The sequence below is a fragment of the Methanoculleus formosensis genome (genome assembly GCF_025384765.1).
GTDB lineage: Archaea > Halobacteriota > Methanomicrobia > Methanomicrobiales > Methanoculleaceae > Methanoculleus > Methanoculleus formosensis.
Window position 1 is genome coordinate 1 of sequence record NZ_VHLL01000008.1, and the last position, 24,557, is coordinate 24,557.

21 protein-coding genes are annotated in these 24,557 nt (G+C 63.2%); 14 read left to right on the plus strand and 7 right to left on the minus strand.

Annotated features, from left to right (window positions below; all coding sequences use genetic code 11):
* Positions 1 to 396 precede the first annotated feature (396 nt).
* The 5 genes from FKB36_RS11325 to FKB36_RS11345 all read right to left on the minus strand — a co-directional run bounded on the left by FKB36_RS11325 (position 397) and on the right by FKB36_RS11345 (position 4,962).
* Complete coding sequence (locus FKB36_RS11325) at positions 397 to 1,071, minus strand: small multi-drug export protein (protein ID WP_261598187.1); 675 nt, start codon at positions 1,069 to 1,071, stop codon at positions 397 to 399.
* 43 nt (positions 1,072 to 1,114) lie between these two features.
* On the minus strand, positions 1,115 to 1,555 hold the full coding sequence (locus FKB36_RS11330) for an FAD synthase (protein ID WP_261598188.1): 441 nt from the start codon (positions 1,553 to 1,555) through the stop codon (positions 1,115 to 1,117).
* The gene (locus FKB36_RS11335) at positions 1,552 to 1,923 is read right to left on the minus strand and encodes a Mov34/MPN/PAD-1 family protein (RefSeq protein WP_261598189.1); all 372 of its coding nucleotides are present in this window, start codon (positions 1,921 to 1,923) and stop codon (positions 1,552 to 1,554) included. Before FKB36_RS11335 ends, FKB36_RS11330 begins: the two co-directional genes overlap by 4 nt.
* 90 nt (positions 1,924 to 2,013) lie before the next feature.
* Positions 2,014 to 3,333, minus strand: a complete 1,320-nt coding sequence (locus tag FKB36_RS11340; RefSeq protein ID WP_261598190.1) for a fasciclin domain-containing protein — start codon at positions 3,331 to 3,333, stop codon at positions 2,014 to 2,016.
* Positions 3,334 to 3,537: 204 nt separating this feature from the next.
* Positions 3,538 to 4,962 carry a DUF4346 domain-containing protein gene (locus tag FKB36_RS11345; protein WP_261598256.1) on the minus strand — a complete coding sequence of 475 codons (1,425 nt, stop codon included), beginning with the start codon at positions 4,960 to 4,962 and terminating at the stop codon, positions 3,538 to 3,540.
* Between the two features lie 42 nt (positions 4,963 to 5,004).
* On the opposite strand from FKB36_RS11345, the gene FKB36_RS11350 reads away from it, so the two are divergent.
* The 9 genes from FKB36_RS11350 (at position 5,005) to FKB36_RS11390 (ending at position 15,165) form a co-directional block, all read left to right on the plus strand.
* Entirely contained in the window at positions 5,005 to 5,670 is a 666-nt protein-coding gene (locus FKB36_RS11350) for a PHP domain-containing protein (RefSeq protein WP_261598191.1), read from the plus strand.
* Entirely contained in the window at positions 5,667 to 6,479 is an 813-nt protein-coding gene (gene truA, locus FKB36_RS11355) for a tRNA pseudouridine(38-40) synthase TruA (RefSeq protein WP_261598192.1), read from the plus strand. The genes FKB36_RS11350 and truA overlap by 4 nt, the downstream gene beginning before the upstream one ends.
* Before the next feature lie 419 nt (positions 6,480 to 6,898).
* Positions 6,899 to 7,057, plus strand: coding sequence for a hypothetical protein (locus FKB36_RS11360; protein WP_261598193.1), 159 nt, complete (start codon positions 6,899 to 6,901; stop codon positions 7,055 to 7,057).
* An 83-nt stretch (positions 7,058 to 7,140) separates the two neighbouring features.
* A complete protein-coding gene (locus tag FKB36_RS11365; RefSeq protein WP_261598194.1) occupies positions 7,141 to 8,055 on the plus strand; it encodes a glycosyltransferase family 2 protein in 915 nt (304 codons plus the stop codon).
* 37 nt (positions 8,056 to 8,092) lie between these two features.
* Entirely contained in the window at positions 8,093 to 9,172 is a 1,080-nt protein-coding gene (wecB, locus tag FKB36_RS11370; RefSeq protein WP_261598195.1) for a non-hydrolyzing UDP-N-acetylglucosamine 2-epimerase, read from the plus strand.
* 19 nt (positions 9,173 to 9,191) lie between these two features.
* A complete protein-coding gene (locus tag FKB36_RS11375; RefSeq protein ID WP_261598196.1) occupies positions 9,192 to 10,565 on the plus strand; it encodes a nucleotide sugar dehydrogenase in 1,374 nt (457 codons plus the stop codon).
* Between the two features lie 72 nt (positions 10,566 to 10,637).
* Positions 10,638 to 11,846, plus strand: coding sequence for a glycosyltransferase family 4 protein (locus tag FKB36_RS11380; protein ID WP_261598197.1), 1,209 nt, complete (start codon positions 10,638 to 10,640; stop codon positions 11,844 to 11,846).
* Entirely contained in the window at positions 11,831 to 13,021 is a 1,191-nt protein-coding gene (locus FKB36_RS11385; RefSeq protein ID WP_261598198.1) for a prenyltransferase/squalene oxidase repeat-containing protein, read from the plus strand. Before FKB36_RS11380 ends, FKB36_RS11385 begins: the two co-directional genes overlap by 16 nt.
* On the plus strand, positions 13,018 to 15,165 hold the full coding sequence (locus FKB36_RS11390) for a bi-domain-containing oxidoreductase (protein ID WP_261598199.1): 2,148 nt from the start codon (positions 13,018 to 13,020) through the stop codon (positions 15,163 to 15,165). The genes FKB36_RS11385 and FKB36_RS11390 overlap by 4 nt, the downstream gene beginning before the upstream one ends.
* 765 nt (positions 15,166 to 15,930) lie before the next feature.
* Here FKB36_RS11390 and FKB36_RS11395 read toward each other — a convergent pair.
* A complete protein-coding gene (locus FKB36_RS11395) occupies positions 15,931 to 17,142 on the minus strand; it encodes an archaeosine biosynthesis radical SAM protein RaSEA (protein WP_261598200.1) in 1,212 nt (403 codons plus the stop codon).
* 440 nt (positions 17,143 to 17,582) lie between these two features.
* Here FKB36_RS11395 and FKB36_RS11400 point away from each other — a divergent pair, with 440 nt between their 5' ends.
* Entirely contained in the window at positions 17,583 to 19,010 is a 1,428-nt protein-coding gene (locus FKB36_RS11400) for a phenylacetate--CoA ligase family protein (protein WP_261598201.1), read from the plus strand.
* A gap of 40 nt (positions 19,011 to 19,050) precedes the next feature.
* The gene (locus FKB36_RS11405) at positions 19,051 to 20,415 is read left to right on the plus strand and encodes a phenylacetate--CoA ligase family protein (protein WP_449288787.1); all 1,365 of its coding nucleotides are present in this window, start codon (positions 19,051 to 19,053) and stop codon (positions 20,413 to 20,415) included.
* Positions 20,416 to 20,467: 52 nt separating this feature from the next.
* On the opposite strand, the gene FKB36_RS11410 is transcribed toward FKB36_RS11405, so the two are convergent.
* Positions 20,468 to 21,481: a GNAT family N-acetyltransferase gene (locus tag FKB36_RS11410; RefSeq protein ID WP_261598203.1), complete on the minus strand. Its 1,014-nt coding sequence runs from the start codon at positions 21,479 to 21,481 to the stop codon at positions 20,468 to 20,470.
* A gap of 199 nt (positions 21,482 to 21,680) precedes the next feature.
* Between FKB36_RS11410 and FKB36_RS11415 the strand changes: the two genes are divergently transcribed.
* Genes FKB36_RS11415 through FKB36_RS11425 form a run of 3 tightly spaced genes read left to right on the plus strand, consistent with a single transcriptional unit; the run spans position 21,681 to position 24,463 of the window.
* Positions 21,681 to 21,872: a hypothetical protein gene (locus FKB36_RS11415; RefSeq protein ID WP_261598204.1), complete on the plus strand. Its 192-nt coding sequence runs from the start codon at positions 21,681 to 21,683 to the stop codon at positions 21,870 to 21,872.
* 57 nt (positions 21,873 to 21,929) lie between these two features.
* Entirely contained in the window at positions 21,930 to 23,348 is a 1,419-nt protein-coding gene (locus FKB36_RS11420) for a phenylacetate--CoA ligase family protein (RefSeq protein WP_261598205.1), read from the plus strand.
* Between the two features lie 5 nt (positions 23,349 to 23,353).
* A complete protein-coding gene (locus tag FKB36_RS11425) occupies positions 23,354 to 24,463 on the plus strand; it encodes a CapA family protein (protein ID WP_261598206.1) in 1,110 nt (369 codons plus the stop codon).
* The last annotated feature ends 94 nt before the right edge of the window (positions 24,464 to 24,557 follow it).

Below are 24,557 nucleotides of genomic sequence, written 5' to 3' on the forward strand. Positions count from 1 at the left end.
GGAAGCGATCCGGGCATCGATGGGGATGGTGAAAGGAATTACGGTGTTACGGCAACGGGTTTAGAGAAAGGATGGTAGAACAAGGTCAAACAGAAGGAGAGGTGAGGGAGATTTAGCGAAGTACTGATCCCGGAGAGCGAGGTCTCGATCACCTGCTGTAATATCGCAGAGGTGACGTCGGGCGTCGTGTGGTGGGTCTCGCCTGCCTTCGGGCGACCCTTCATACTCGAATCCATACAAAGACCATCCCGGGCGACCGATCGAGTCGCCCCCGGCCGTTCCGGGGAGCGGCGGTATTCAGTCTCCCGTGATGTAGCCAGGATGATTAATCCCCGGGCCAGGTATTATAACCTTTCGTTCGCGCCATCCCGGCTCTCGCCCCACAAACCACCGGGGTCAGGCACCGGCATCGGGCCTTCTTGAATAACTCCGGTAGGTCACGAGAAGGGCGGCGCCGATCAGGAAGAGGACGGCAAGCGAGACCCAGAGCCCGGCCCCGGGCGGGATGAGGTTCACGACGTAGTCGATCCCGAGAGCGATGGCGAAACTGCCGATGATGCCGCCGATGGTGATGCAGGCGAGGACCTCCGTCTTCGCCATCCCGAGCATTCTTCCGACGACGGAGGCGACGATGCTCCCCGACCCGTCGAAGGGGAGAGCCACGAAGGCGATGAGGCCGACGAAGTAGAGCCGCTCGAGCCATGGCCGCCGGTCGAGGAACGTCCTGCCCGCCTCCATAAAGCGGCTGATCCAGGGGCCGGCGTAGGGGATGCGGATGACCAGCGGGAAGTTCCAGGCCATGAAGAGCCCGCCGACGAAGTCCAGGAACGCCAGAGTGAACGCGGCCAGCCACCACGGGATCCCCAGGAGGATGCAGACCGGGATGATCGTCTCCCGGCCAAGCGGCGGGACGATGTAGGCGACCATCATCCCGAAGAGCAGGAGCCATTGCTCCGCCGGGAGGAAGAGCCATACGAAGGCGAGAAAGAGCCCGCAGAGCAGGAACGGAACCGAGACCTTCAGCCAGCTCGTCGTATCGTCGTCATCATCCCGGATATCGATCTGCCGCATAAATTGCCGTCACCTGCGGGCGGTTCCCGCGCGTTGGCCGGAGTCACTCCTCGCCGGGGGGACCCGGCGGAGCCCGGGTATTCAGGATGCGCTCGATGATCTTCGACGAACTGGCGAGCGACCCGGGATACCCCGGTATCCTGACGACGTCCGCGTCGAGGCCGCGTTCCCGGAGCCTCTGCCGGAGATGCTCCTCGTCGAAGTGCTGGTTGAACCCGAGCGTGATGATATCGGGCCGGAGGTCCTCGATCGGCCGGAACATATCGTGAAGGTCGCCGAGGAGCGCCTGATCGACCGGCCTTAACGCCCGGACCACCCGGAGCCGCTGGTCTTCGGGGAGGATCGGTCTCGGCTTATGCTTCACGTTCGTGTCCCGCGCCACTATCACGACGAGTTCGTCGCCGAGGTTCCGCGACTCCTCAAGGTAGTAGAGGTGGCCGGGGTGGAGGATATCGAACGTCCCCGTTGCGACCACGCGGATCACTCGATCACCTCGAGGTCTGCCGCGCTGCCGTCCGCCCGGTAGCACCGCCAGTCACGCTTCCCGTAGGGGTAGCCGACGATGATGTGGTAGCGCCCCACCGAGGGGAAGAACCGGAGATCCGCCGTCGACGGGGAGAGGACGCCATTCGGGTGGCTGTGGGCGCTGCCGGCCTGGTGGATGTCCAGCGGGAGCATATGGATGAAGAACGAGGCGCTCTCTTCCCCGACGATGGTGCCGGGAACCAGGTCGAGGTCCTGGATGACGCCGTCACGTTCCCGCAGCACGGCAACGAATTCGTTCGGGTGGTGCTCCCGCCCGAGTTCAAAGAGCATCGAAAGCAGATCCCTGCTGATCCCGCGTATGGCCATTCTTCTGAATGGTAGGAGAGGAGGGGACATAAGTCCTCGCGTTGGAGATAGAGGTCCGGGCCGCGGGGGTCTTCGCGGAAAAAGGATCGGTTAAGGGATAACCCGTTGTTCTTCTGCCGGGGCCTCCGGGGTTATGTTCCCGGTCACATTCTCAACCGGGGTTACGTTCTCCACCGGGGTTATGTTCCCCTCAACGGTGACGTTCACCGTCTCGAAGACGAGCGGGATGAGCGGGGTGTGGTCGTTGTTGACCGCCTGTACCGAGAAGTTGTGCGCCCCCGACGTCACGTTCTCCCAGGTGTGGGTGAGGTTCGTGGAGATGACGTAGCCGCCGGTCTTGGGGATAGCAGGCGCGCTTGCGTTCGTCGGCACCACGGCATCCAGGTAGTAGTGCAGGTGGCCCTCACCCGGCGCGTTCGGCTGCCCGGTCGGATCCACCAGCGTGAAGTTCGTGACGTTCACGCTCACCGTGACGTTCCCGGCAGCGGCGCTGGCGCCCTCCATGGGTTCGACGATGGTGATGTTCGCTTCAGTGGTCGGCGTCACGTTCTCTGCCGGGATGAGATCCTCTGGAACGAGGACCATATCGATGACGTGGACGATACCGTTCTCGGCGGCAACGTCAGCAGTGACGATTGTGGCGTTCTCTACGGTGAGGTTGCCGTCGACCGCAGTGACGTTGATCGTGTTCCCGGCAAGCGTATCAAGAGTCGTCATGTTCCCGGTGGTGTTTGCTGCCGCCATCAGGTCTTCTACGGTATAGTTCCCTTCCACTACATGATGCATCAGCAGGGCATCAAGCATCTCCGTATCGTTGAAGATTGCCGTAAGAGTCTCGTTGCCGAGAGCCTCAAATGCGGCGTCGTCCGGGGCAAAGACCGTGTACGGGCCGCCGCTGGTGAGCACCGTCTTCGCGACGCTTGCTCTATTCAGAGCATCCGCAAAGGCGGTCAGGTTCGCCTCGCCGGCGATCAGGTCGACCAGCGTCATGTTCAACGGCTCCTCGCCCGGGGTCAGGTTCCCGGTCGGCGTCGGGGTTACGTTCTCACCCGGCTCGACCATCATCCCCTCCGGGACGACGATGACGACCCCCTGCATGGGTGTCCGCCGCGTCGAGGCGTTGAGCGTACAGCCGTACGGATAGGTTCCCGTATCGGCAAACGTGTAGTTAAACGTCTGGTTCTGCTCTATCCGCCCGGAGTCGAAGAGCCCGCCCGTGCCGGTGACGGTATGGGCCACCTCGTCGTAATTCGTCCAGGTCACCGTCGTATTCTCCTCGACCGTGAGCGAGGCGGGGATGTACTCCCCGCCGCGGATATCGACATCGGCGGTCGCCGCGAGAACCGGCAGGGCAAGGAGCCCGACGGCCAGGACGGCTGCGATCCCGAGGATGGTTGAAGTCATTCTCATGCAGTCTCACCACATTTACGTGTCCAGGCAGGGAGAACAGTCGGGAACATACCGGAAGAGAACCGGGACGGTCCGGCACCGCCCACCACTGCCACGGGCGGGAAAATAAGCACGCAATTATATAAACATTCTCATAAATTTTGGCGAACGGCATCGCCCGCCGCCCCTGCCCCCGGGGTACGGCGATCTCCAGGAACAGGCCGCTCAGAACGGCCCGTCCTGTTCGAAGCTCCTCCCGTACCGGATGGCGAGTTCCGCCTTGAAGAGTTCTTTCCCGAGATAGGCGGCGTGGTCGAGCCGGGAGAGGCTTTCGTTTGCAAGGAGCGCGGAGAAGACGTCTTCCCACCGCTTCCCCCGCACGGCATGGCCGTTGTGGACGGCGACGATAGAATCGCCCTCGATACCGATGCGGATGCATCCCAGGGGATCGTAGACAATCTTGTCCGGCACGGGAGGCGCATCCTCGACGCTCTCGTACTCCAGCGGCGGTTCGCGCCGCCGCCGCTTCTCCTTCAGGATCAGCAGGTCGAGCCCCAGGTCTTTGGGGTAGGGGCGGCCGGCCGCGAGGGCCATCATCTCGCACGCCCGCCGCATCTCCGCGACCGACCCCCGGGTCTTGTCGCTGTGTTCGCTCGTAAAGACGACGGCGGCCCCGACCTCGTGCGCCACCGCAGCAAGCAGGGCGTTCGCCCCGGGAGAGTCGGCGTCCAGCAGTTCCACGACGTTCCCTGCCCCGAAGAAGAGCGGGCGGGAGGCGCCGGTAAACCCGGCGAGCGAGTCGGTGAACCCGGAACCCGCCGGCTGGAGGAGGGGATCGGCGATCAGGCAGCGGATCCCGGCCTCTCTTGCTGCGACAAGGTTCTCTTCAAGCGTCTGCTCACGCGGCACCACGACCGCCGCCGCCCCGGCATCCGCGACCGCACGCCCGACGGCGGGGATGTTGCCCTCGTGCAGGGAGAGCACCAGGTCGGCACGGAAGAGGGCCGCCGCGATGAGAGCGGGGTCCTGCGTATCGACGGCGAGAGGCCCTTTTACTCTCGCAAGGGAGGAGAAGCACCGTTCCACGTCAGCGGGGGTCGCGTCGAACCCGAACCCGAGATCGACGATATCCGCCCCGTCGGCGAAGAACCGCCGGACGTCGGCGAGGAGATCGTCGCGCTTATGCGCATCCATGATCTCCGCGAGGACCTTCATCCGCGAACCCCCGCCGACTTTTACGCCGCGGACGACGAACTCCGCTTCCGCTTCCGCTTCCCGGAGCGCCACCTGCCGGCCGGCCTCCTCGCGGCGGGTCTCTGCGAGGAACTCGTCGGCGGGGACGCTCTTTGAGAGGGGAGCGGTCTCCAGCACCGAGAGGACCGGCACGAGGTCGGCCGCATGCCGCGGGCCCCGGTAGACCGGGACGCCGGTCTCGCGCTCGACGCCGGCAAACGACGCGGTGCACATCCCGGAGACGATCGCCATGTCGTAGTCGCCGCCGGCAAGCAGCCTCTTGAGCTCGCCGGGGGCAAGAAACGACGCAATTTCGCCGGTGACCACCACATCGATATCATAGCGGTCGCAGAAGCGCCGGGCCGCCGACTTCACGATCTCGGCCGTTGCCGATCCGGTCGGGAGGAGGATGTGCATACACTTCACTTATTATTCAGGGGATGCAAATAATCTAATCTCATGCTGCGGTGCGATCTGCATGTCCACACCAGGTACTCCAAAGACGGGGAGAGCAGTGTGGAGGATATTCTCCGGCGTGCGGAGGCGGTCGGCCTCGATGCCGTCGCGATCACCGATCACGATACGGTGGAGGGGGCTCTCTACGCCCTCGACTGCGACACCCCCCTGACCGTGATCCCGGGCACCGAGGTCTCGACGAGGCAGGGCCATCTCCTCGCGCTCGGCGTCACGGAAACCCTCCCGGCAGACCTCGACTTCTTCGAGACCGTCGCCATCGCCCGTGCCCGGGGCGCCCTCCTGATCCTCCCACACCCCTACCACCGCTGGCGCCACGGCGTCGGGAGGCGGCTCGCGGCCGGTATCGGCGCGGTGGACGCGGTGGAGGTCTTCAACAGCCGCTACATCACCGGGTCGGCGAACCGGAAAGCCGCAGTCATAGCAAAGAGGTTCGGGAAACCCGGCGTCGCCGGAAGCGACGCCCACAACGCCCGTTACGTCGGGTTCGGGGTCACCTACGTCACGGCCGAGCCCGATGCGGCCTCCATCCTCTCCGCGATCCGGGAAGGCCGGACGATGCCGGCCGGAAGGATGACCCCGCTCCACACCTACACCCGCCAGTCCCTCAAGGGCGCTCTCCGCAGGATCCGGCGGACGGTATACCGATGAACCTGGCGCTCCGTTTCTCGTACCTCGGCGACCGGTTCTTCGGCTCGCAGATGCAGCCCGACCTCCGCACCGTGGAGAGCGAGTTCATCGCGGCGGCGAGGCATCTACGGCTCTTCGACGACTGGCGGGAGGCGGGCTTCGCCACCGCCGGCCGCACCGACCGCGGGGTGCACGCCCGGTGCCAGGTCTGTTCATTCCGGACGGATAAGCCGGAGTTGGCTATCGAAGCGCTGAACCCGGTCCTCCCCCCAGACATCTGGTGTACGGGGTGGGCCGGGGTCCCCGACGACTTCCACCCCCGGTACAGCGCCGTATCGAGGACATATCGCTACTACTTCTCAGCCCCCGGCGACGTTGCCGCCATGCACGAAGCGGCAGAGGCGTTTCTCGGGCGGCACGACTTCTCGGCGTTCGCCCGCGTCGGCGACAGGAACCCCGAGCGGAGGATCTTTGCATCACGGGTCTTTGCAGACGGGCAGTTCGCCGTATTCGAGGTGACGGGCGAGAGTTTCATCTGGAACATGGTCCGGTGCATGGCAACGATGCTCGGACGGGTGGGAAGAGGCGAGGCCGAAGCCGCCGAGATCACACGGCTCCTTGTCGGGCCGGTGGATAGGAGAGTCGCCGCGGCGCCCCCCGAGGGGCTGATCCTCTGGGATATCGAGTGTGGGATCCCTTTCGCGCCGCTTCCGATCGACGCTAAAAGCAGCCGTCATCTTGCCAACCGCCATCGTTACCACGTCCTCATGGCAGAGATCTCTGCCGACCTCGCACCGGATCCCCGGCAGCCCGAAACACCCGGGATATAAAACTTCCCAAAGGAGCACCATGCTCCAGAGGGGATCGCGAAACCGACCCACCGTATTACCGCTGCTTTGAAACGATCAGGCCACAGGCGATGGATCTTCCGGAAGTGGTGCGGCAGGGGAAATGAGCCTTTCCGGCCATCATCATGAACTGCTCCACTTAATCCTTCCGAAACACGACGTCCGATATGGCAGGAGATCGTCGGAATCGTGCCGTGGAGGCCTTCTGCCCGCTCCCGGCAGAAGGGAGCGGCCATTCTCGCCAGGACCGAAATGTTTAACTAGTTCAGGCACGAGTTAGGGACACATCAGTAAATAAAATTACATTTATTTTAGAGTAAAGTTTAGTATTTTTAGTTAATAATAACCTATTAATATATGCCGACACAGTCCCGCTTCAGTACGTCAAGAGGGGAAAGTGGATGTACGACAAGGATCCGGTTCGGACGAGGCCACCCGCTCACCACGAGGGGTGGTTCGTCGAAGAAACAACTGTGCCGTTGCCGCACTACCTGGAGGCAGAGAGAGAGAGAGATGGATCGACCGACATATTCCCCGGAGCGTCGGGCAGGCGGACGTAACAGGCGTCCCGGCCCTCCGCTGTGAGGTTCAGGAGCAGGTCAACCCCCTGAGGACGCCCGCGGCTCCGGGGAACCGGCGAGTGGTGAGCGAGGCCACCGAAGGTTCCGCCGTTGTGTCCCGGCGGGCGAGCAGGATGCGGACGCTTGCGGCGGTCCCCTGCCTCGACGAAGAGGTTGCGATCGGCTCCGTCGTCCTGCGGGCCCGGCAGCACGTCGACGAAGTCCTGGTGATAGACGACGGCTGTACGGACGACACCGCGAAGGTCGCCCGGGACGCGGGGGCGACCGTCATCTCGCACGGGACCCAGAAGGGGAAAGGACAGGGGATCAAGAGCGCTCTACGGTATGCGGTCGATCACGACTACGACTGCCTGGTCTTCATGGACGGCGACGGCCAGCACGACCCCGGGGAGATACCTCTCCTGGTCGAGCAGATCCGCGCCGATGCCGCCGATCTCGTCATCGGATTTCGAACCTTCGACCAGATGCCGCTTTACCGGCGGTTCGGCCGGGCGGTGCTTGATGTCGTCTCCAGCAACGGGAGTGCGATAACCGACTCGCAGTGCGGCTTTCGGGCGCTGAACAGAAAGACCATGGAATCGATGATCGGAACGCTCCGGATGGATGATTTCTCGACTGAATCGGAGATGCTCCAGATCGCCCAGGAGCGACACCTGCGTATCGGGGAGACGCCGATAAACTGCAAGTACGGGGACTTCGACACATCCACAAAGAACCCCCTATCTCATGGAATGGAGGTGCTCGGATCGATATTCTGGCTTGCCGTGGAGAGAAAGCCGCTTCTCCACATCGGCCTGCCCGGGCTTGCCGCGATGCTTGTCGGGATCTTCTTCTTCCTCCAGTTTCTGCGGGGGTTCAGCGAGACCGGGGTCGTCCCGATCGAACAGGGCATGCTTGCATCGCTCCTCCTGATCCCCGGGGCGGTCGCACTGATGCTGGGCCTGGCGCTTGCCCTCGTTTTACGGGTGCGGAAGTGAGCAGGGTGAACGTTACGATGCAGAGGAGATGTGAAGAATGATTGGAGTGATACTCGGCACGCGGCCGGAGATCATCAAGATGTCCCCCGTCATCAGGGAGTGCGAACGCAGAGGTATTGACTACTTCATCCTTCATACCGGGCAGCACTACTCCTACGAGATGGACCGGCTCTTCTTCGAGCAGCTCGAACTCCCCGAACCGGACTACAGCCTCGATGTGGGCTCCGGCACCCATGCCGGCCAGACGGCGAAGATCATGACCGGCGTCGAGGACGTCCTCGTAAAGGAGTCGCCCGACGTCGTCCTGGTGCAGGGAGATACAAACACCGTCATGGCCGGGGCTCTCGCGGCATCAAAGCTCCACATGAAGGTGGGGCATGTCGAGGCGGGGCTCCGGAGTTTCAACCGCTGGATGCCCGAAGAGATCAACCGGGTGCTCACCGACCACATCTCGGATTACCTCTTCGCCCCGACGGAGAGCGCGAGAGCGAACCTCCTCCATGAGGGGGTCGCCGAGCAGAAGATCTGCGTGACCGGCAACACTGTCGTCGATGCGGTATACCAGAACCTCGGCATAGCGCAGAAGAAGAGCAACGTCTTGAAAGAACTCGATCTCGAACCCCAGGCATACTTCCTCGTCACCGCTCACCGGCAGGAGAACGTGGACAACCGTACACGGCTCAAAGAGATCTTAAAAGGGCTTGAGGGAGTGCAGAGGGAGTTCTCCCTCCCGGTCGTCTTCCCCGTCCACCCGCGGACTGAGAAACGGATCAAGGAACTCGGCATCGGCGTCGACGGGCTGAACCTCACCAAACCCTTAGGGTTCCTGGAGTTCCTGCACTTGGAGTCGCAGGCAAAACTCGTACTGACCGATTCCGGCGGCGTCCAGGAAGAAACCTGCGTTCTCGGCGTCCCCTGCGCCACGATGCGTTACGACACGGAACGGCCCGAGACGCTGGATGTCGGATCGAACGTCCTGGTCGGTGCCGACTCAAGAAAGATACTCGAAGCGGTTCGTTCGATAGAAACCTGGAAATCCGGGTGGAAGAACCCCTACGGCGATGGAATCGCTGGAAAAATGATTGTTATGGTATGTGCCGCCGCGAGGCCGCAATGACTGTCCGAGGAGAATACGCATGAAGATCTGTGTACTGGGATTAGGATACATAGGATTACCGACTGCACTGTTGTTTGCGGCCCACGGAGCGGATGTCGTAGGCGTCGATGTGAACCAGAGCGTGGTGGATTGCCTGAACCGTGGGAGCCTGCCGTTTGAGGAGCCGGGGCTCGGCGACCTCTACAGCGAGGCCAAAAGCCGATTCTCTGTCAGCACCGAACCTGAGGCCGCGGACGCCTTCCTGATTGCCGTGCCGACACCCCTCGACCCGGCAACGAAAGTCTCCAACCTCACCTATGTCAAGAGCGCCGCCGGCATGATCGCCCCCCACCTCCACAGGGGGAACCTGGTCATCCTCGAATCGACCGTTCCTCCCGGGACCAGCGAACGGGTCGTCATCCCGAGGCTCGAGAAGAGCGGCGTTGCCGTGGGAGACTTCCTCTACGCCCACTGCCCCGAGCGGGCGATACCGGGGCGGACCCTCTCCGAGATGACGGGCAACAGCCGCATCATCGGCGGCTACGATCGGGAATCCACCGATCAGGCGACCGCGATCTACCAAACCTTCGTCCGCGGGCAGATCTACCGGACCGACACGAAGACTGCGGAGTTCGTTAAACTGATGGAGAACACCTGCCGCGACGTGAATATCGCGCTCGCAAACGAGTTCGCTCAGCTCGCGGAGGAGTGCGAGGTCAACGTCTGGGAGGCGATCACCCTCGCAAACAAGCATCCCCGGGTCACCGTCCTCAACCCTGGCCCGGGCGTCGGAGGGCACTGCATCGCCATCGATCCCTGGTTCCTGACCGAGAACTCGACACGGTGCAGGATGGTCTCCACCGCACGGGAGATCAACGACTCCATGCCGAACTACGTGCTGCGTATCGCACGCGGCCTGCTCGCCGGCATCAGAGACCCGACGATCAGCATCCTCGGCGTCGCCTACAAGGGCAACGTCGCCGACACACGGGAGAGCCCGGCGTTCAAGTTCATCCAGCTCGCCGAGAACGAGGGGTATGCCGTCCGGTGCCACGACCCGTATGCGACGAAGTTCACGCACCCTCTCATGGACCTCCCGGAAGCGACCGCAGGGAGCGACTGTGTCGTCGTCCTCACCGATCACGACTGCTTCCGCAGACTCGACCCGGCAACGCTCCAGGTGAGGACGAAGTTCGTCATAGATGCCCGCAACATCCTCGACCACGGGAAGTGGGCCGACCAGGGTTTCGGTGTCCGTGTGCTGGGCGACGGAACACCTGTGCAGCAGACGGTTCCGGGAGAGATCGCTGCCTCGGCGAGGCTGTACCCGGCAGACGCCGCGCGGCCGATCGCATCCCCACCCCCGTCGTCGATATCCTTGCTCTCGCCAAACGGGCGGGAGGGCTTCCTTTAGCCCTCCCGTGCATGGTTTCAGAGGCCGGGGATCGCCCGGGAGCGCTCCCATTCAGATACCACGAGGAACTGCATGAAACAGGTATGCATCGTATCACAGCATTTTCCGCCGGAGAGATCGGGAAACGCGTCACGCATCTACGACACCGCCGCGCACCTTGCTAAACTGGGTATCGGCGTGACCGTGCTTGCACCGCACCCCACGTTCCCCACCGGTTCGTTCCCCCGCACCTGGAAGCGTTCGGACGTGCAGGAGGTCGACGGAATCCGGGTTGTCCGCCTCTGGACATGGCAGCCGGGCTCCGGTGATCCGGGATTTTCAAGTCGGATGGCCTACTACCTCTCCTTCCCCATCCACGCCGCGCTCTGGCTCCTCTTCACCCGGAGCCGGTTCGACGCGATCATGACATCGGCACCGCCGCTCTTCACCGGGATCCCGGGATACGTCCTGAAGCGGACGTCACGGGTGAAGTGGATCCTCGACATCCGCGATCTCTGGATCGATGCGTCGATAGGCCTCGGTTTCCTCAGGGAAGGGAGCCTCTACGAGAAGCTGAGCCGGAGGTTCGAGCAGGCGTGCCTCTCCCGGGCGGACCTCGTCGGGGTCACGACAGAAGAACTCGGGCGGAGGATCTCGTCGCGTTACCGGGTTACGGCCCCCATGGAACTGATGCCGAACGGCGTCAACACCGACTTCTTCTACCCTGCGAGCGACGGGAAGAAGCGGCAGATCATTTACGCCGGCAACGTCGGGCACGCCCAGGATCTCGACAAGGTGGCTCTTGCCGTCAAGTCGATGAACGGCACCTACAACCTGAAGTTCGTCATCGTCGGCGACGGCGACACACGGGAGAGCCTTGAGGGGTTGGTGAAGGCGGAGAGCCTGACCGACTCCATCATCTTCACGGGCACCCTCCCGCGCGAGGAGATCCCGCGGCTCCTCTCCGAATCGCTCCTTGGGGTGGCGCCCTTGAAGAGGCTCGCGAACCTCGAGTACGCCGCCCCCACCAAGGCCTACGAGTACATGGCCTGCGGGATACCCTTCGTCGGTTGCGGAAACGGTGAGATCGCCCATCTCGCGAAGGAATCGGGCGCGGGGGTGATCGCTGAGAACACGCCGGAGGCGATCGCCGCGACGATCTCGACGCTCCTCGACGACCCGGAGAAGATGGAGGAGATGGGCCGCCGGGGGCGGGAGTACGTCGCAAAGCACTACGACCGGCGATCGGTCGCCCTGAAACTGAAGCACTACATCGAGAGGATGGTATGGACGGGTGTGTGAGAGCGCTCCTCTCCCGGGTTACCGGGGAGGTCCGGGACCTCGCCGTCGTCGACGGCGAGACTGCGTACATCCGCGACCCGGTCTTTGGGATCATCCGGAACCGCGTTCATGCCGAGGTCACAAAAGCGATGCTCCGCCAGGGAGGCGACCCGCTCGTGGGCCCGCTCCTCGACTATGCAATAGGGTGCCAGAACCCGGACGGGTCCTGGAACGAGGTTCACGTCAACTACAACGAGCCTTCGGCTCTGAGCACCGCTTTTGTCGGCGACGCGCTCCTGGAGGCGGCGGAGCGGCATCCACACGAAGAGGCGCTCCAAAAGGCCCGGGACTACGTCCTCGCCGCCGAGAGGAGCCACGGGTGCTTCCTGAAGTCCCGGGGGTACACCGCCGACCACCTGAACGTCGACGCCTCCTGCGGGGCGTTCCTCGCCCGGTACGCGGAACGCTACGGCGACGAGATTGCCCGTTCGGCCGCGCTCCGGGCGGCAGAGAACGTCGTTCGCCACCAGCGCCCCGACGGCGTCTACCCTTACGCGGTCGATAAAGGGTCCTACCCGTATCTCTTCGACCTCCCCTGCGTCCACTACCAGGGGGTGACGATCTACTACCTCGCAAAGGCAAACGACGTCCTGTGCAACGACCGGATCGGTGAGAGCATCGCGAAGGGCGTGCAGTGGCTCGCGGCCGCCCAGCGCCCCGACGGGCGGTTCGACTGGTCGAAGAGCGGCCTCTCCTTCGCCTACTACCTCTCGGGGGCGTACGCGTTTGCCCTGGCCTCGTTCGTCTACGCCGCACGGACTGACGGGCGATACCGGGAGAACGCCGACCTCTGCCTCGCACGGCTCGAAGGATACGTGCAGGGGCTCGCCCCCCGGTGGGAGCCCGCCCCCTGGATCGGTCTCGCCCCGTCCGTCGCCACGGCGGCGAAGGTGGCGTCGCTCGGGGACTACCCCCTGCGGCACCGGACGTTCCGGTTCGGCTACGGCGTCTACCGCGAGATCGCCCGCCGGCGGTACGGCACGACCGCAGAGACGCGGTCGTTTCAGGTGCTCTGCCGCCTGCTCGGGATTCGGACGTCGACCGTGGAGCCGTCGAACAACTTCCCCGATCTCTTCATGACCTCAGAGGTGCTCGACTGTCTCAGCCAGTCGGGAGTATGGGAGAATCACGCATGAAACAGGTATTGCTCGATCTACAGTCAGGGTCCATTCAGGTGGAGAACGTCCCCGTTCCCGCCGTAACGAGGGGGGTCGTCGTCGAGAACGCCTACTCCCTCATCAGCGCCGGCACCGAGTCGTCGCTGATCAACCTCGCAGGGCAGTCGCTCGTCGGCAAGGCAAAGGCACGCCCCGACGACGTGAGGAAAGTCATCCAGAAGGTCGGGACGGACGGCCTCCTCCCGGCCTACCAACAGGCGATGAGCCGCCTCGAAAGACCCGAGCCGCTCGGCTACAGCTCCGCAGGGACGGTGGTGACGACCGGTTCCGACGAGTTTGAGGTCGGCGACCGCGTCGCCTGCGCCGGAGCCGGGTATGCGGTGCATGCCGAGTACGTCGCGGTCCCGAAGAACCTCTGCGTCAGGATCCCCGACGGTGTCGGCTTTAAGGAGGCGGCGTTCACGACTGTCGGAGCGATCGCGATGCACGGGGTCAGGAACGCGAACGTCACGGTGGGCGAGAACGTTGCGGTGATCGGGCTCGGGCTGATCGGGCTTCTCACCGTCCAGATCCTCAAAGCCGCGGGGTGCCGGGTGATCGGGATCGATATCGATCCCGAGAAGCTCGCGCTCGCCAGGGACCTCGGCGCTGACGTCGCCTCGAACTACGATGGCCTCTTCGAGAGGGTGCGGGCGTTATCGCCGTTCGGTGCTGACGCGGTCGTCATCACCGCGGCCACCCGGTCGAGCGCACCCATCGAGGCCGCCGGCCGCCTGGTCCGGAGCCAGGGCAGGGTCGTGGTCGTCGGGAATGTCGGCATGGATGTGCCCCGTGACGTCTTCTACGAGAAAGAGGCGGAGGTCGTCGTCTCCCGCTCCTACGGCCCCGGCCGCTACGACCGAAACTACGAGGAGCGGGGGATCGACTACCCGATCTATGTCCGGTGGACGGAGAAGAGGAACATGGAGGCGTTCCTCGAACTGGTGCGCCAGAAGAAGATCGATCTCGACCGCCTGATCACCCACACGTTCCCGCTCGACGAGGCGCCGGGGGCCTACGACCTCATCAACACCGGAAAGGAACGGTTCATCGGGGTTCTCCTGCAGTATAGCCCGAACGGTTCGGGCGCATCCGGCACCGTCGTCCGTCTCAAAGAGCCGGGCGCACAGGCCCGGAGGGTTCCGGCCCCGGCGAGGACGCTCGGGTGCATCGGCGCCGGGGTCCACGCCCAGAGCGCCCTCTACCCGCACCTCGCCGGCCTCCCGGTGAACCTCGGGGGGCTTGCGACCGCTACGGGACTCTCGGCGCAGACGGTCGCGAAGAAGTACGGCTTTTCCTACTGCACCACCGACTACAAGAGGATCCTCGACGACCCCGATATCGACGCGGTGATGATCGCGACGAGGAACGATCTCCACGCACCGATGGCGATCGAGGCGCTGCGTGCCGGAAAAGATGTCTTCGTGGAAAAGCCGCTTGCGACCGATATCGACAGCCTTCGCCGGATCGTCGAGGCGAGAGACGAGTCCGGGCGACGGGTGATGGTCGGGTTCAACCGCCGCCACTCCCCGCTCGCCGTGAAGATGAAGGGGTTCTTCGCAAACCGGGCGACCCCCGCCGTCCTGCACTACCGGGTCAACGCCGGGCAGATCCCGCCCGAACACTGGGTGCACGACGACGAGCAGGGCGGCGGGATGCTGATATCGGAGTGCTGCCACTTCATCGACTTCATGCAGTACATCACCGGGGCACGGCCGGTCCAGGTGGTCGCCCGGGCGATCGAGCCGACCGGGACGCTCCAGAAGTACGACAACTTCCAGGCGACCCTGACGTTCGATGACGGGTCGCTCGGCACCGTCACCTACACGACACTCGGCGACCGCTCGTATCCCAAAGAGACGGTCGAGGTCTTCGCCGGCAACGCGGTCGGGAGGATCACCGACTTCCGTGACCTCGAACTCCGGCGGGACGGGAAGGCTTCAAGGGAGAGGCGGTGGCTCACCCAGGAGAAGGGGTTTGCCGAGGAACTCCTGGCGTTCGTGAAGGGCGAGGAGCCGGACTTTGTTGCAAGCGTCGCGACGACCATCGCAACGTTTGCGGCATGGGAGTCGATCGATACCGGGGCGGCGCAGGAGATCGATATCGGGCGGGTCGGGTTGTGATGCGATTTTAGTGGCGAGAGCGGGTTTTTGCACCCGCCACAGCGAGAGCAGTGCGTGGTGATATCGTCATCGCGGGGCGGGGGAAGTATCCGCCCTCCCCTGTCTCTACCGTGTAAGACTTTCCTGTAGCCCCCACCCCGCCCGGCTCGCGGCGCTCCTCCCCCGCCCGTGGGGGGCGGGGGCAGTGCCCGGGCGTTGCCGGGGGAAAGCCGTGCCCCGGAAGCGAGCCGAAAACCCGTTCTTCTCCAGAGCCTCCCCATGCAGTGGACCGTGGGGGTGTCGCCACGGGGGAGGGCGCCTCTACCCTGTACCCGAACATCTGTAACCCCCACCCCGCCCGGCCTTCGGCCTCCTCCCCCGCCCACGAGGGGCGGGGGCAGTCATGGCGATAGCCGGTGGAAAACCGTGCAATGTTTTTTCCAGAGTCTCCCCGTGCAGTGGACCGTGGAGATATCGCCATGGGGGGTGGGGCCGACGGGGAGGGGGCGTGCTCCCTCCCCTGTCTCTACCCTGTACGTGACCATCTGTAGCACACCCGAGGGGGCGGAGGCAATGTTACAGCCACCGGAAAGCCGTATCCCCGGGAGCGAGCCGGGACGCCGTTCATCTCCAGAGTCTCCCCACACCCGCAGGTGGTGAAATCCCGGCACAACGCTCCACGAACGGTTTCTCATGCTCCGCTCCTTCAAAACATCGCACCCACAAAAAAACGCCCGGGAGACCCAGGCACTGGACGAAGGACCCGCAATCGATTAAAAAAAGCGTTTACGGGGACGAGAGCCGGGAGTTCCGGGCATACGCCAGCTGCTCGCGGATCCGCTCCGGGATCGTGCGGGTCTCCTGCGCCATGACGGCCTCATGCCACTCCTCCCGGCACGAGCAGTCCAGGCCCTCGAACTCCGCCGTATCGAAGTGGGAGTTGTAGCGCTGGATGGCTTCGGTGATCCCGGCATCGCACTTCCCGCAGTTCCGGGCCCAGTCGAGCGACTCGACCGAGTAGTTCCAGGGGCTGACGTAGACGTGAGCGCGGTCCCCGAACCGCTCCCGGCACTGCTGCAGGAGTTCGACGATCGTCCAGAGCCACGGCGGTCGGTAGAGGCCGTTCTTCCAGAGTTCGTGCACGACGGTGTTCTTCTCGACCGTCGTCACCTCGAGGTCGACGTAGTCGATCCCGCGGGAGACGCAGTAAGAGATGGTCTGCAGGATATCCTCTATCGCTTCTCCCTCGGCGAGGAACGGCGGTTTGACCAGGAGGAGCGGCTTCGTCAGCACGCCCATTCCCCGCATCCTCGAATGGAAGACGTCGAAGTTGTTCGCCGAGAACCCCTTGTTGATGCAGAGGTTCATCACCTGGGTGTTTGCCGACTCGAACCCGAACGCCACCTCGAGCTGCCGCCCGTTCAGGGCTTTCTTCATCTTTGCCACGTGCTCGTCGGGCGAGTAATCGATCCTCGACTCAACGACCACCTTCCTGATGTTTTTGTAGCCATCGATGTATGAGCAGATCTTCTCGATGGCGGCGACCGGCATCTCCCGTTCGTTGAAGATGTTGCCGTCGTTGTATATCGAGACGATCGGGTAATCCCCGAGATCGACGGCGTCCATCACGTGCTCGAACTGCGCGATGTACTCGTCCGCCGAGACCTCCCTGCCCCGGGAGGTTGCGCAGTAGAACCCGCACATGGTGCACCCTCCCGTCTTCTCGACCCACTCGCACCCCGTGGAGCGGAGAAAGATGATCAGCCGTCTGATGGGCTGATCGTCGAGATGCCCGATCCGCTCCTCCCACCCGATGGGAACCGTGAAATCAAGGTTTTCCGGGGCGCTTCCATTCCGTTTGCGCAGCCCGCCGGCCAGTGTCCGGATCTCGTTTAAGATATCGCTCTCCGATGAGTGACCTATGAAGGTCTCTGCGCTGCTACTGCTATCAGGTACGGCCCTGTCTAGAATTATAATCCCCCCCTTCCGGGAATGCATCCTCGGCACGAGGATACACGTCCCGGCGACTGTCGCCTTATCTTACCAAGACATACCCCTCATAGGGCTTCGCATATTTATAGTTTGTTCAATGCGGGAGATTAGCGGGTCATGTTTCCCAAAAGATATTCCCTGACAGGAAATCCAGGGAATCGGGCAGCCTGTAGAGAAGAGCCGGATCCCGATGACCGCCGCCTGCCCCCCGGAGGCCGATCCGTCTGCCCACAAAACCCTGATGCCCAATGGGAGAGATGACAGGATGCCAATTCTTATATACGTTGTTTGAGGGTATACTCTCCCGATGCACCGGCGGACAGCCACCCGGGTGGACCCCCGGAGAGCAGCCGGCGAGATCCCGGTGAAGGCCGGTGAAAAATGAGGCGGTACAATCGTCTTTGGCAGATATGACAGAAGAACAGATGAGAAGGAGAACGGCAGGCATGATTCGTCTGGGAGAGAGGATCTGCGGCAGGGAATCGTTCACTACAAAAGCTCTCGGGCTTCTCCCGGCCTATAACGTCTATCGAAAGACCTACGCCCTCCTCCGGGAGTCGCAGAGGTGGAGCCGGGAAGCCCTCGCGGCCTACCAGGCGGAGGCACTCTCGCGCCTGCTCGACCATGCCTACGAGAACGTCCCCTACTACCGCCGGATCTTTCAGGAGCGCGGCCTCGTCCCGGAAGATATCCGGAGTCCGGCGGACCTCGAACTCCTCCCGATCCTGACGCGGGAAGACCTCCAGGCCAACCTCCCGGACCTGAAAGCCCGAAACTACCCCGAGTCCGCGTTTGAGTACGTCACCACCGGCGGCTCCACCGGGATCCCGGTCGGGTTCTATTACGAGAAAGGGGTCTCTCGCGCCCGGGAGTGGGCGTTCATGAAGACCCAGTGGGACCGCGTCGGTTACCAGTTCACCGACCGCTGCGTCGTCCTCCGGGGCTACATCGTCGGGTCGGCGAAGGACGGCGTCTTCTGGAAGAAGACCCTCGGCGGTCGGTGGCTGCTGATGTCCTCCCACCACATGACCGAGGAGGCATTGCCCGCCTACATCAGCGAGATCCGGCGGTTCAAACCCCGCTTCATCCAGGGATACCCATCCACGGTCGCGATACTCGCCCGGTACATGCGGGAACACGAGATCGAGCCGTTCCCGACCGTCAGGGCCATCCTCTGCGGGTCGGAGAACCTCTATCCCTGGCAGCGTGACCTCCTCACCGAGGCCTTCGGGTGCCGGGTCTTCTCCTGGTACGGCAACTCCGAGCAGACGGTCCTTGCCGGGGAGTGCGAGGAGAGCACCCGCTACCACATCTTCCCCGAATATGGGATCGTCGAACTGATCGGAAGGGACGGGCGACCGGTCCGGGGCCCGGGGGCGATGGGTGAGGTGATCGCGACCAACCTCACCAACTACGTCTGCCCCCTCATCCGCTACCGCACCATGGATCTTGCCACGGCAGGCGGGGAGGGCTGTTCCTGCGGCCGTGCCTACCCGATACTCGAGCGCGTGGAAGGAAGGGTTCAGGATTTCATCGTGACGGGCAAAGGCGAACTCCTCTCCGGGATCGCCATGAACATCGATACCGATGCGTTCGATAACGTTAAACAATTTCAGTTCTACCAGGAGAAGGTCGGGGAGGTCATCCTGAACATCGTGAGAAAACCGACGTTCAGCAAGCAGGACGCGGAGTACCTCTACCGGGAGGTGAGCAGGAGCTGCGGCGACGACGTCCTTATCACCATCAGGTACGTCGACAACATACCGCTCACCGCCCGCGGCAAGCACCGTTACTTCGTTCAGGGCCTGCCGATACACTTCAGCGACCGCGAAGGGGGGATCGTCGAACATGTCTCTCCCGACCTGCTCGCCTGACCAGGGAGGTATGGGTACGAAAGCCGGTCTAGCACGATGGGTGTCGCGTGCAAACCCGCTCACCGTCAAAGCACTCAGCCTGGTGCCGTCTTATCGCACCTACCGGCAGATGTATGCGCTTCTCCAGGAGTCGCAGTGGTGGAGCCAGAAAGACCTCGCGGTTTACCAGGCAGAGGCGCTCTCGCGCCTGCTCGACCACGCCTACGAAAACGTTCCCTACTACCGAAGGGTTTTTTTAGAGCGAAACCTCGTCCCCGAGGACATCCAGGGCCCGGCGGACCTTGAACTCCTCCCGTTCCTGACCAAGGAGATTGTCCAGGCGAACCTCCCGGACCTGAAAGCCCGAAACTACCCGGAGTCCGCCTTCGAGTACGTGCGCACATCCGGCTCCACCGGCACACCCATGGGATTTTACTACGAGAAAGGGGTCTCCCGCGCCCGGGAATGGGCGTTCATGAAGACCCAGTGGGACCGCGTCGGCTACCGGTTCACCGACCGTTGCGTCGTCCTCCGGGGGCACGTCGTGGATGCGGCAACGAGCGGCACCTACTGGAGGCGTGCGCTCTTCGGCCGGTGGTTGATCATGTCCTCCCACCAGATGACCGAGGAGACCCTCCCGGACTACGTCGACCGGATCCGGCGGTTCAAGCCCCGGTTCATCCACGCCTACCCCTCCACGGCCGTGATCCTGGCGCGGTATATGCGGGAGCACGAGATCGAGCCGTTTCCGACCGTCAGGACCATCCTCTGCGGGTCGGAGAACCTCTACCCCTGGCAGCGCGACCTCCTCACCGAGGTCTTCGGGTGCCGGGTATTCTCCTGGTACGGCAACTCCGAGCAGACGGTGCTTGCCGGGGAGTGCGAGGAGAGCACCCGTTACCACATCTTCCCCGAATACGGGATCGTCGAACTGATCGGAAGGGACGGACGACCCGTCCGGGCCCCGGGAGGAATGGGCGAGGTGGTCGCGACCAACCTCACCAACTACGCCTGCCCTCTCATCCGCTACCGCACCATGGACGTCGCGGTGCTCGGGACAGACGCCTGCTCCTGCGGGAGAGCGTATCCGCTGCTCGAGAAGGTGGAGGGGAGGCTCCAGGAGTTCATCGTAACCCGGAGCGGGCACCTGATCTCCGTCACCCCCATCAACTACGAGTCCGAAGCGTTCGAGAACATAAAGCAGTTCCAGATGTACCAGGAGGAAGTGGGCGAGCTCATCATGAAGATCGTCAGAAAAACCGCTTACACCGAGAAGGACACCCGGCAGCTGACAGACGAACTCCGGTGCCAGCTCGGTGACGGGGTGAACGTCCACGTCCGTTTCGTCGATGAGATCCCCCGCACCGGGGGCGGGAAGTTCCGCTACCTCATCCAGAAACTGCCCATCTCGATCGGCGACCTCTGACCGTTTGGTCGATGGCAGGAGGCGGCCCGGCGCATCAACGCTCCCCGTCGCCCTAAACCCTGCCGGTCGCCATCATCAACCGTTTCACGAAGGAGCGGTATGCCCACTCGGAGAACGCGCCGAGGCCGTCTTTCTTCTCAATCTCAAAGTACATCGTGAGATCGGGGTTGAACTTTGACTTGAAGAAGGCCAGATCGGGGTTGTTCGCACCCATATTCTCGAACGTCCGGTAGCCTTCGGCACGTGCACGCTCGATCAGGAGCCACTGGAGATACTCGTTTCCCGCGTGAGCGTTCTCGATCCTCGGCGTTCCTATCCAGAGCAGGAACCGGCGGTACTCCTGGGCGGCCACCACGGCCACGACCTCGTCCTCTGCATCGTAGAGGGTATAGATCCCGATCTCTGGGTAGGCATGCACGAGATCCTCAAGGTAGTCGCGCTTGATCGGCGGGATATCGAGCGACGGGTCGCGGTAGCGATCGGCGATGAGCGCATGGAGCGTGGAGACATCCCGGGATCTCTCCAGCCGAAGGCCCGCTTTCGCCTCCTTCTTCAGTTTGTTGCGGAGTTTGTAGTGGAGATCGTTCCAGATCTCCTCGATCGGCCGTGTAAGATCGATGGTGTAGGTGTAGCGGACCCGGGCGTCGCATTGATCCCAGAGGTAGTGGCGTATGTCGTCGAATCCCGGAACAAAGGAGACCGAGAGGTAGTTCGGCGAGATCTCGTCGAGCTCCCGGCGGATATCCCCTGCGATCAGGGCGAGGAGCGACTCTTTCTTGCTCCGCTTGAGCGAGTCGAACTTCCCGCTCATCACGCACCCAAGGTGGGGGATCACCGTGAGGGGCGGGGGTGAGAAGACCGTGCTGATGCCATGCATCCGCTTCCAGAAGAGCGGGAAGAGACAGAGCGGTTCGTCGCCGTTATAGATCGCGTAGGGAAGAAGCGTGCTCTTCGTATGGTTTGCCGTCAGGTGCAGGTAGTCCCACCTGTGAAAGAGGAGGCCCGAAGGGCTCTCGTCGATGAAGGTATCCCAGGTATCTCTCTCCTCGACTCTGATCGCAGTCATTCCTTTCGTCACTCCGGTGCTTTCATGCAGTCTGCGGCTCGGCGACCTCTAATCATCTCCCCGATTCATATATACCTATCCCCGGTTCCCCCTTACCGAACAGCCGGCCGCCTCGGGGCCGGGCTCACCGTCCGGGCGGGGGGGCCGTGCCCGGTTCCGCTGACAAACCTATATATATAGGAACACGTGAGGTAGGGGCATGGTTGCACTCCGCCTCCTCGCCGTGGACGACGTTTCGTTCCGAACGTGGGAAGGCAACGGTTCCGATGCATACGGCGACGTCTGGGTGCTTATCCCGGAGAACAGCCTCTTTCCTGAGTTCCTGAAACATTTTTCTCGTGCCTCCGGCCGGGACCTGATCGCGATACCCTACTCCGAGAACTTCTTCTGAACGCACCCAACCACGCCGGCCGTGTCGGGAGCAAAACGCTTAATGCCGAGTATGGGCATGAGCACCCCGATGGGTGTGCGGATGAATCGTCGGGGATTGAGGGCGTTCCGGCTCGAAAACTCTGTAACGGCGAGGGCGCTCCGCATCCTTCCCGCATACTCTGCGTTCAGAAAGACCTATGCCCTCCTCCGGGAGTCCCGGGGGTGGAACCAGGAAGATCTCGCGGCCTACCAGGCAGAGGCGCTCTCGCGCCTGCTCGACCATGCCTACGAAAACGTCCCCTACTACCACCGGATATTCCACGAGCGCGGCCTCGTCCCGGAAGATATCCGGAGCCCGGCGGACCTCGACCTCCTCCCGATCCTGACGCGGGAAGACCTCCAGGCCAACCTCCCGGATTTGAAGGCCAGAAACTACCCCGAGTCCGCCTTCGAGTACGTCACCACCGGCGGGTCCACCGGGATCCCGGTCGGGTTCTACTACGAGAAAGGGGTCTCCCGCGCCCGGGAATGGGCGTTCATGAAGACCCAGTGGGACCGCGTCGGCTACCGGTTCACCGACCGCTGCGTCGTCCTCCGGGGCTACACCGTCGGGTCGGCGAAGGACGGCGTCTTCTGGAGGAAAGCCCTCTTCGGCCGGTGGCTGCTGATGTCCTCCCACCACATGACCGAGGAGGCATTGCCCGCCTACATCAGCGAGATCCGGCGGTTCAAACCCCGCTTCATCCAGGCGTATCCTTCGGTGGCGGCGATACTCGCCCGGTACATGCGGGAGCACGAGATCGAGCCGTTCCCGACCGTCAGGGCCATCCTCTGCGGGTCGGAGAACCTCTACCCCTGGCAGCGCGACCTCCTCACCGAGGTCTTCGGGTGCCGGGTCTTCTCCTGGTACGGCAACTCCGAGCAGACGGTCCTTGCCGGGGAGTGCGAGGAGAGCACCCGCTACCACATCTTCCCCGAATACGGGATCGTCGAACTGATCGGACGGGACGGACGGCCCGTCCGGGCCCCGGGAGGAATGGGGGAGGTGGTCACGACGGGCCTCATAAACCCCATCTGCCCCCTCATCCGCTACCGCACCATGGACGTCGCGGTGCTCGGGGCAGATGCCTGCTCCTGCGGGAGAGCGTATCCCCTGCTCGAGAAGGTGGAGGGGAGACTCCAGGAGTTCATCGTGACGAAGAACCGCCGGCTCGTATCGATGACCGCGGTGAACATGCACTCCGACATCTTCGACAACGTTGCACAGTTCCAGTTTCACCAGGAGAGAGAGGGAGAGGCTCTGCTGCGGATCGTGAAGAAGACCGGGTACGGCGACCGTGACACGGACCGTATACTCCGGGAACTCGAGAGAAAATTCGAAGGCGACGTGGATGTTACCATCCGCTTCGTCGATGAGATCCCCCGCACCCGGCGCGGCAAATACCAGTTCCTGATACAGGAACTCCCACTGGACCAGTGGCGCATTTCGGTGTGAGAACCATGCAAAAACTCAGGCTAACGGCAACAGGAGACATATGGGTTCGGACGGCGAACCATCAATACCCGTTCGGGAAGGTCGGCCATCTTCTTGAGGACAAAGACGTCCTCTTCGGGAACCTGGAGACCACCCTCTCGGATACGGGCGAACCGGTAGAGAAGCACCACGTGATCTTCACCTGCCCGGATGCGGCCCGGTACCTGAAGGAGGCCGGGTTCGACGTCATGAGCGTTGCAAACAACCACTCCGGCGACCTCGGGGCGGAGGGGTTCAAGAACACCCTGGACGCGCTTGAACGGCGGGAGATCCTCGCCATCGGCGGATCGGCGACCGAAGACCGGCAGGAGCCGGTCATCCTCGAGAGGAACGGCGTCTCGATCGGGTTTGCGGGATACACGATCGGCAAACTCGCCATATCGCGCGAGGTCTCGGTCAACCGGCTGGTCGAGGAGGAGGTCTTCAGGGATATCGCCTCCCTCAAAGGGAGGTGCGACCATATCGCCATCTCGCTGCACTGGGGAACGGAGATGGCCTACTACCCGTCCCCCGAGCAGATCGCCCTCGCCCACCAGTTCATCGATGCAGGGGCCACAGTGATCCTCGGGCACCACCCGCATACCATGCAGGCGATCGAACGCTACCATGGAGGGCTCATCGCCTACTCGCTCGGCATGTTCCAGTTCGAGCCGCGCTGGCCCCACAACATCTCGCGGGAGGCGGTCCTGCTCTCGGTCGACCTGCAGAAGAACGGCGTCGTCGGGGCGCATGAGGTGGTGCCGCTCATCATCGACGACGATTTCATACCCCATCCGGCAGAGGGGGCGATGGCAGAGGAGATCCTGAACTTTCTCTCCGAGATATCGCGGCCGGTCGCCGAAGGGAGGCTCACCCGGTCCCGGTGGTTCGAGGAGATCGCGCCGGTCTACATGAAGATGAACCTCGAGAGTTACCGTTACCGGATACGCCGCAAGGGTCTCTTCCCGCTTCTGGAGATGGGAGCCTGGTTCTTCACGCCGTTCTGCCTGAAATGCTGCGCCGGCCTCATCCGCCGGATGCTTCGCCCGGAACCGACGCGCCGGAGGCGTGCCCCGGGACAGAACGCCGGGAACTGATCCGGGCACGCGAACGTCCGGTTTGGCCGGAGACCACCCCCGGCCTCTTCTTCAGCGCATCCTTCACCCCGACCGGCACTTCCCGGGAAGACGG

Bases quoted from the DNA above. Each gene is read 5' to 3' on its own strand.
- FKB36_RS11425 (WP_261598206.1), top strand. From the start codon at position 23,354: ATGCAAAAACTCAGGCTAACGGCAACAGGAGACATATGGGTTCGGACG.
- FKB36_RS11420 (WP_261598205.1), top strand. From the start codon at position 21,930: ATGAGCACCCCGATGGGTGTGCGGATGAATCGTCGGGGATTGAGGGCG.
- FKB36_RS11395 (WP_261598200.1), bottom strand. From the start codon at position 17,142: ATGCATTCCCGGAAGGGGGGGATTATAATTCTAGACAGGGCCGTACCT.
- FKB36_RS11380 (WP_261598197.1), top strand. From the start codon at position 10,638: ATGAAACAGGTATGCATCGTATCACAGCATTTTCCGCCGGAGAGATCG.
- truA (WP_261598192.1), top strand. From the start codon at position 5,667: ATGAACCTGGCGCTCCGTTTCTCGTACCTCGGCGACCGGTTCTTCGGC.
- FKB36_RS11385 (WP_261598198.1), top strand. From the start codon at position 11,831: ATGGACGGGTGTGTGAGAGCGCTCCTCTCCCGGGTTACCGGGGAGGTC.
- FKB36_RS11410 (WP_261598203.1), bottom strand. From the start codon at position 21,481: ATGACTGCGATCAGAGTCGAGGAGAGAGATACCTGGGATACCTTCATC.
- FKB36_RS11390 (WP_261598199.1), top strand. From the start codon at position 13,018: ATGAAACAGGTATTGCTCGATCTACAGTCAGGGTCCATTCAGGTGGAG.
- wecB (WP_261598195.1), top strand. From the start codon at position 8,093: ATGATTGGAGTGATACTCGGCACGCGGCCGGAGATCATCAAGATGTCC.
- FKB36_RS11360 (WP_261598193.1), top strand. From the start codon at position 6,899: ATGTACGACAAGGATCCGGTTCGGACGAGGCCACCCGCTCACCACGAG.
- FKB36_RS11375 (WP_261598196.1), top strand. From the start codon at position 9,192: ATGAAGATCTGTGTACTGGGATTAGGATACATAGGATTACCGACTGCA.
- FKB36_RS11345 (WP_261598256.1), bottom strand. From the start codon at position 4,962: ATGCACATCCTCCTCCCGACCGGATCGGCAACGGCCGAGATCGTGAAG.
- FKB36_RS11335 (WP_261598189.1), bottom strand. From the start codon at position 1,923: ATGGCCATACGCGGGATCAGCAGGGATCTGCTTTCGATGCTCTTTGAA.
- FKB36_RS11340 (WP_261598190.1), bottom strand. From the start codon at position 3,333: ATGAGAATGACTTCAACCATCCTCGGGATCGCAGCCGTCCTGGCCGTC.
- FKB36_RS11400 (WP_261598201.1), top strand. From the start codon at position 17,583: ATGATTCGTCTGGGAGAGAGGATCTGCGGCAGGGAATCGTTCACTACA.
- FKB36_RS11415 (WP_261598204.1), top strand. From the start codon at position 21,681: ATGGTTGCACTCCGCCTCCTCGCCGTGGACGACGTTTCGTTCCGAACG.
- FKB36_RS11350 (WP_261598191.1), top strand. From the start codon at position 5,005: ATGCTGCGGTGCGATCTGCATGTCCACACCAGGTACTCCAAAGACGGG.
- FKB36_RS11325 (WP_261598187.1), bottom strand. From the start codon at position 1,071: ATGCGGCAGATCGATATCCGGGATGATGACGACGATACGACGAGCTGG.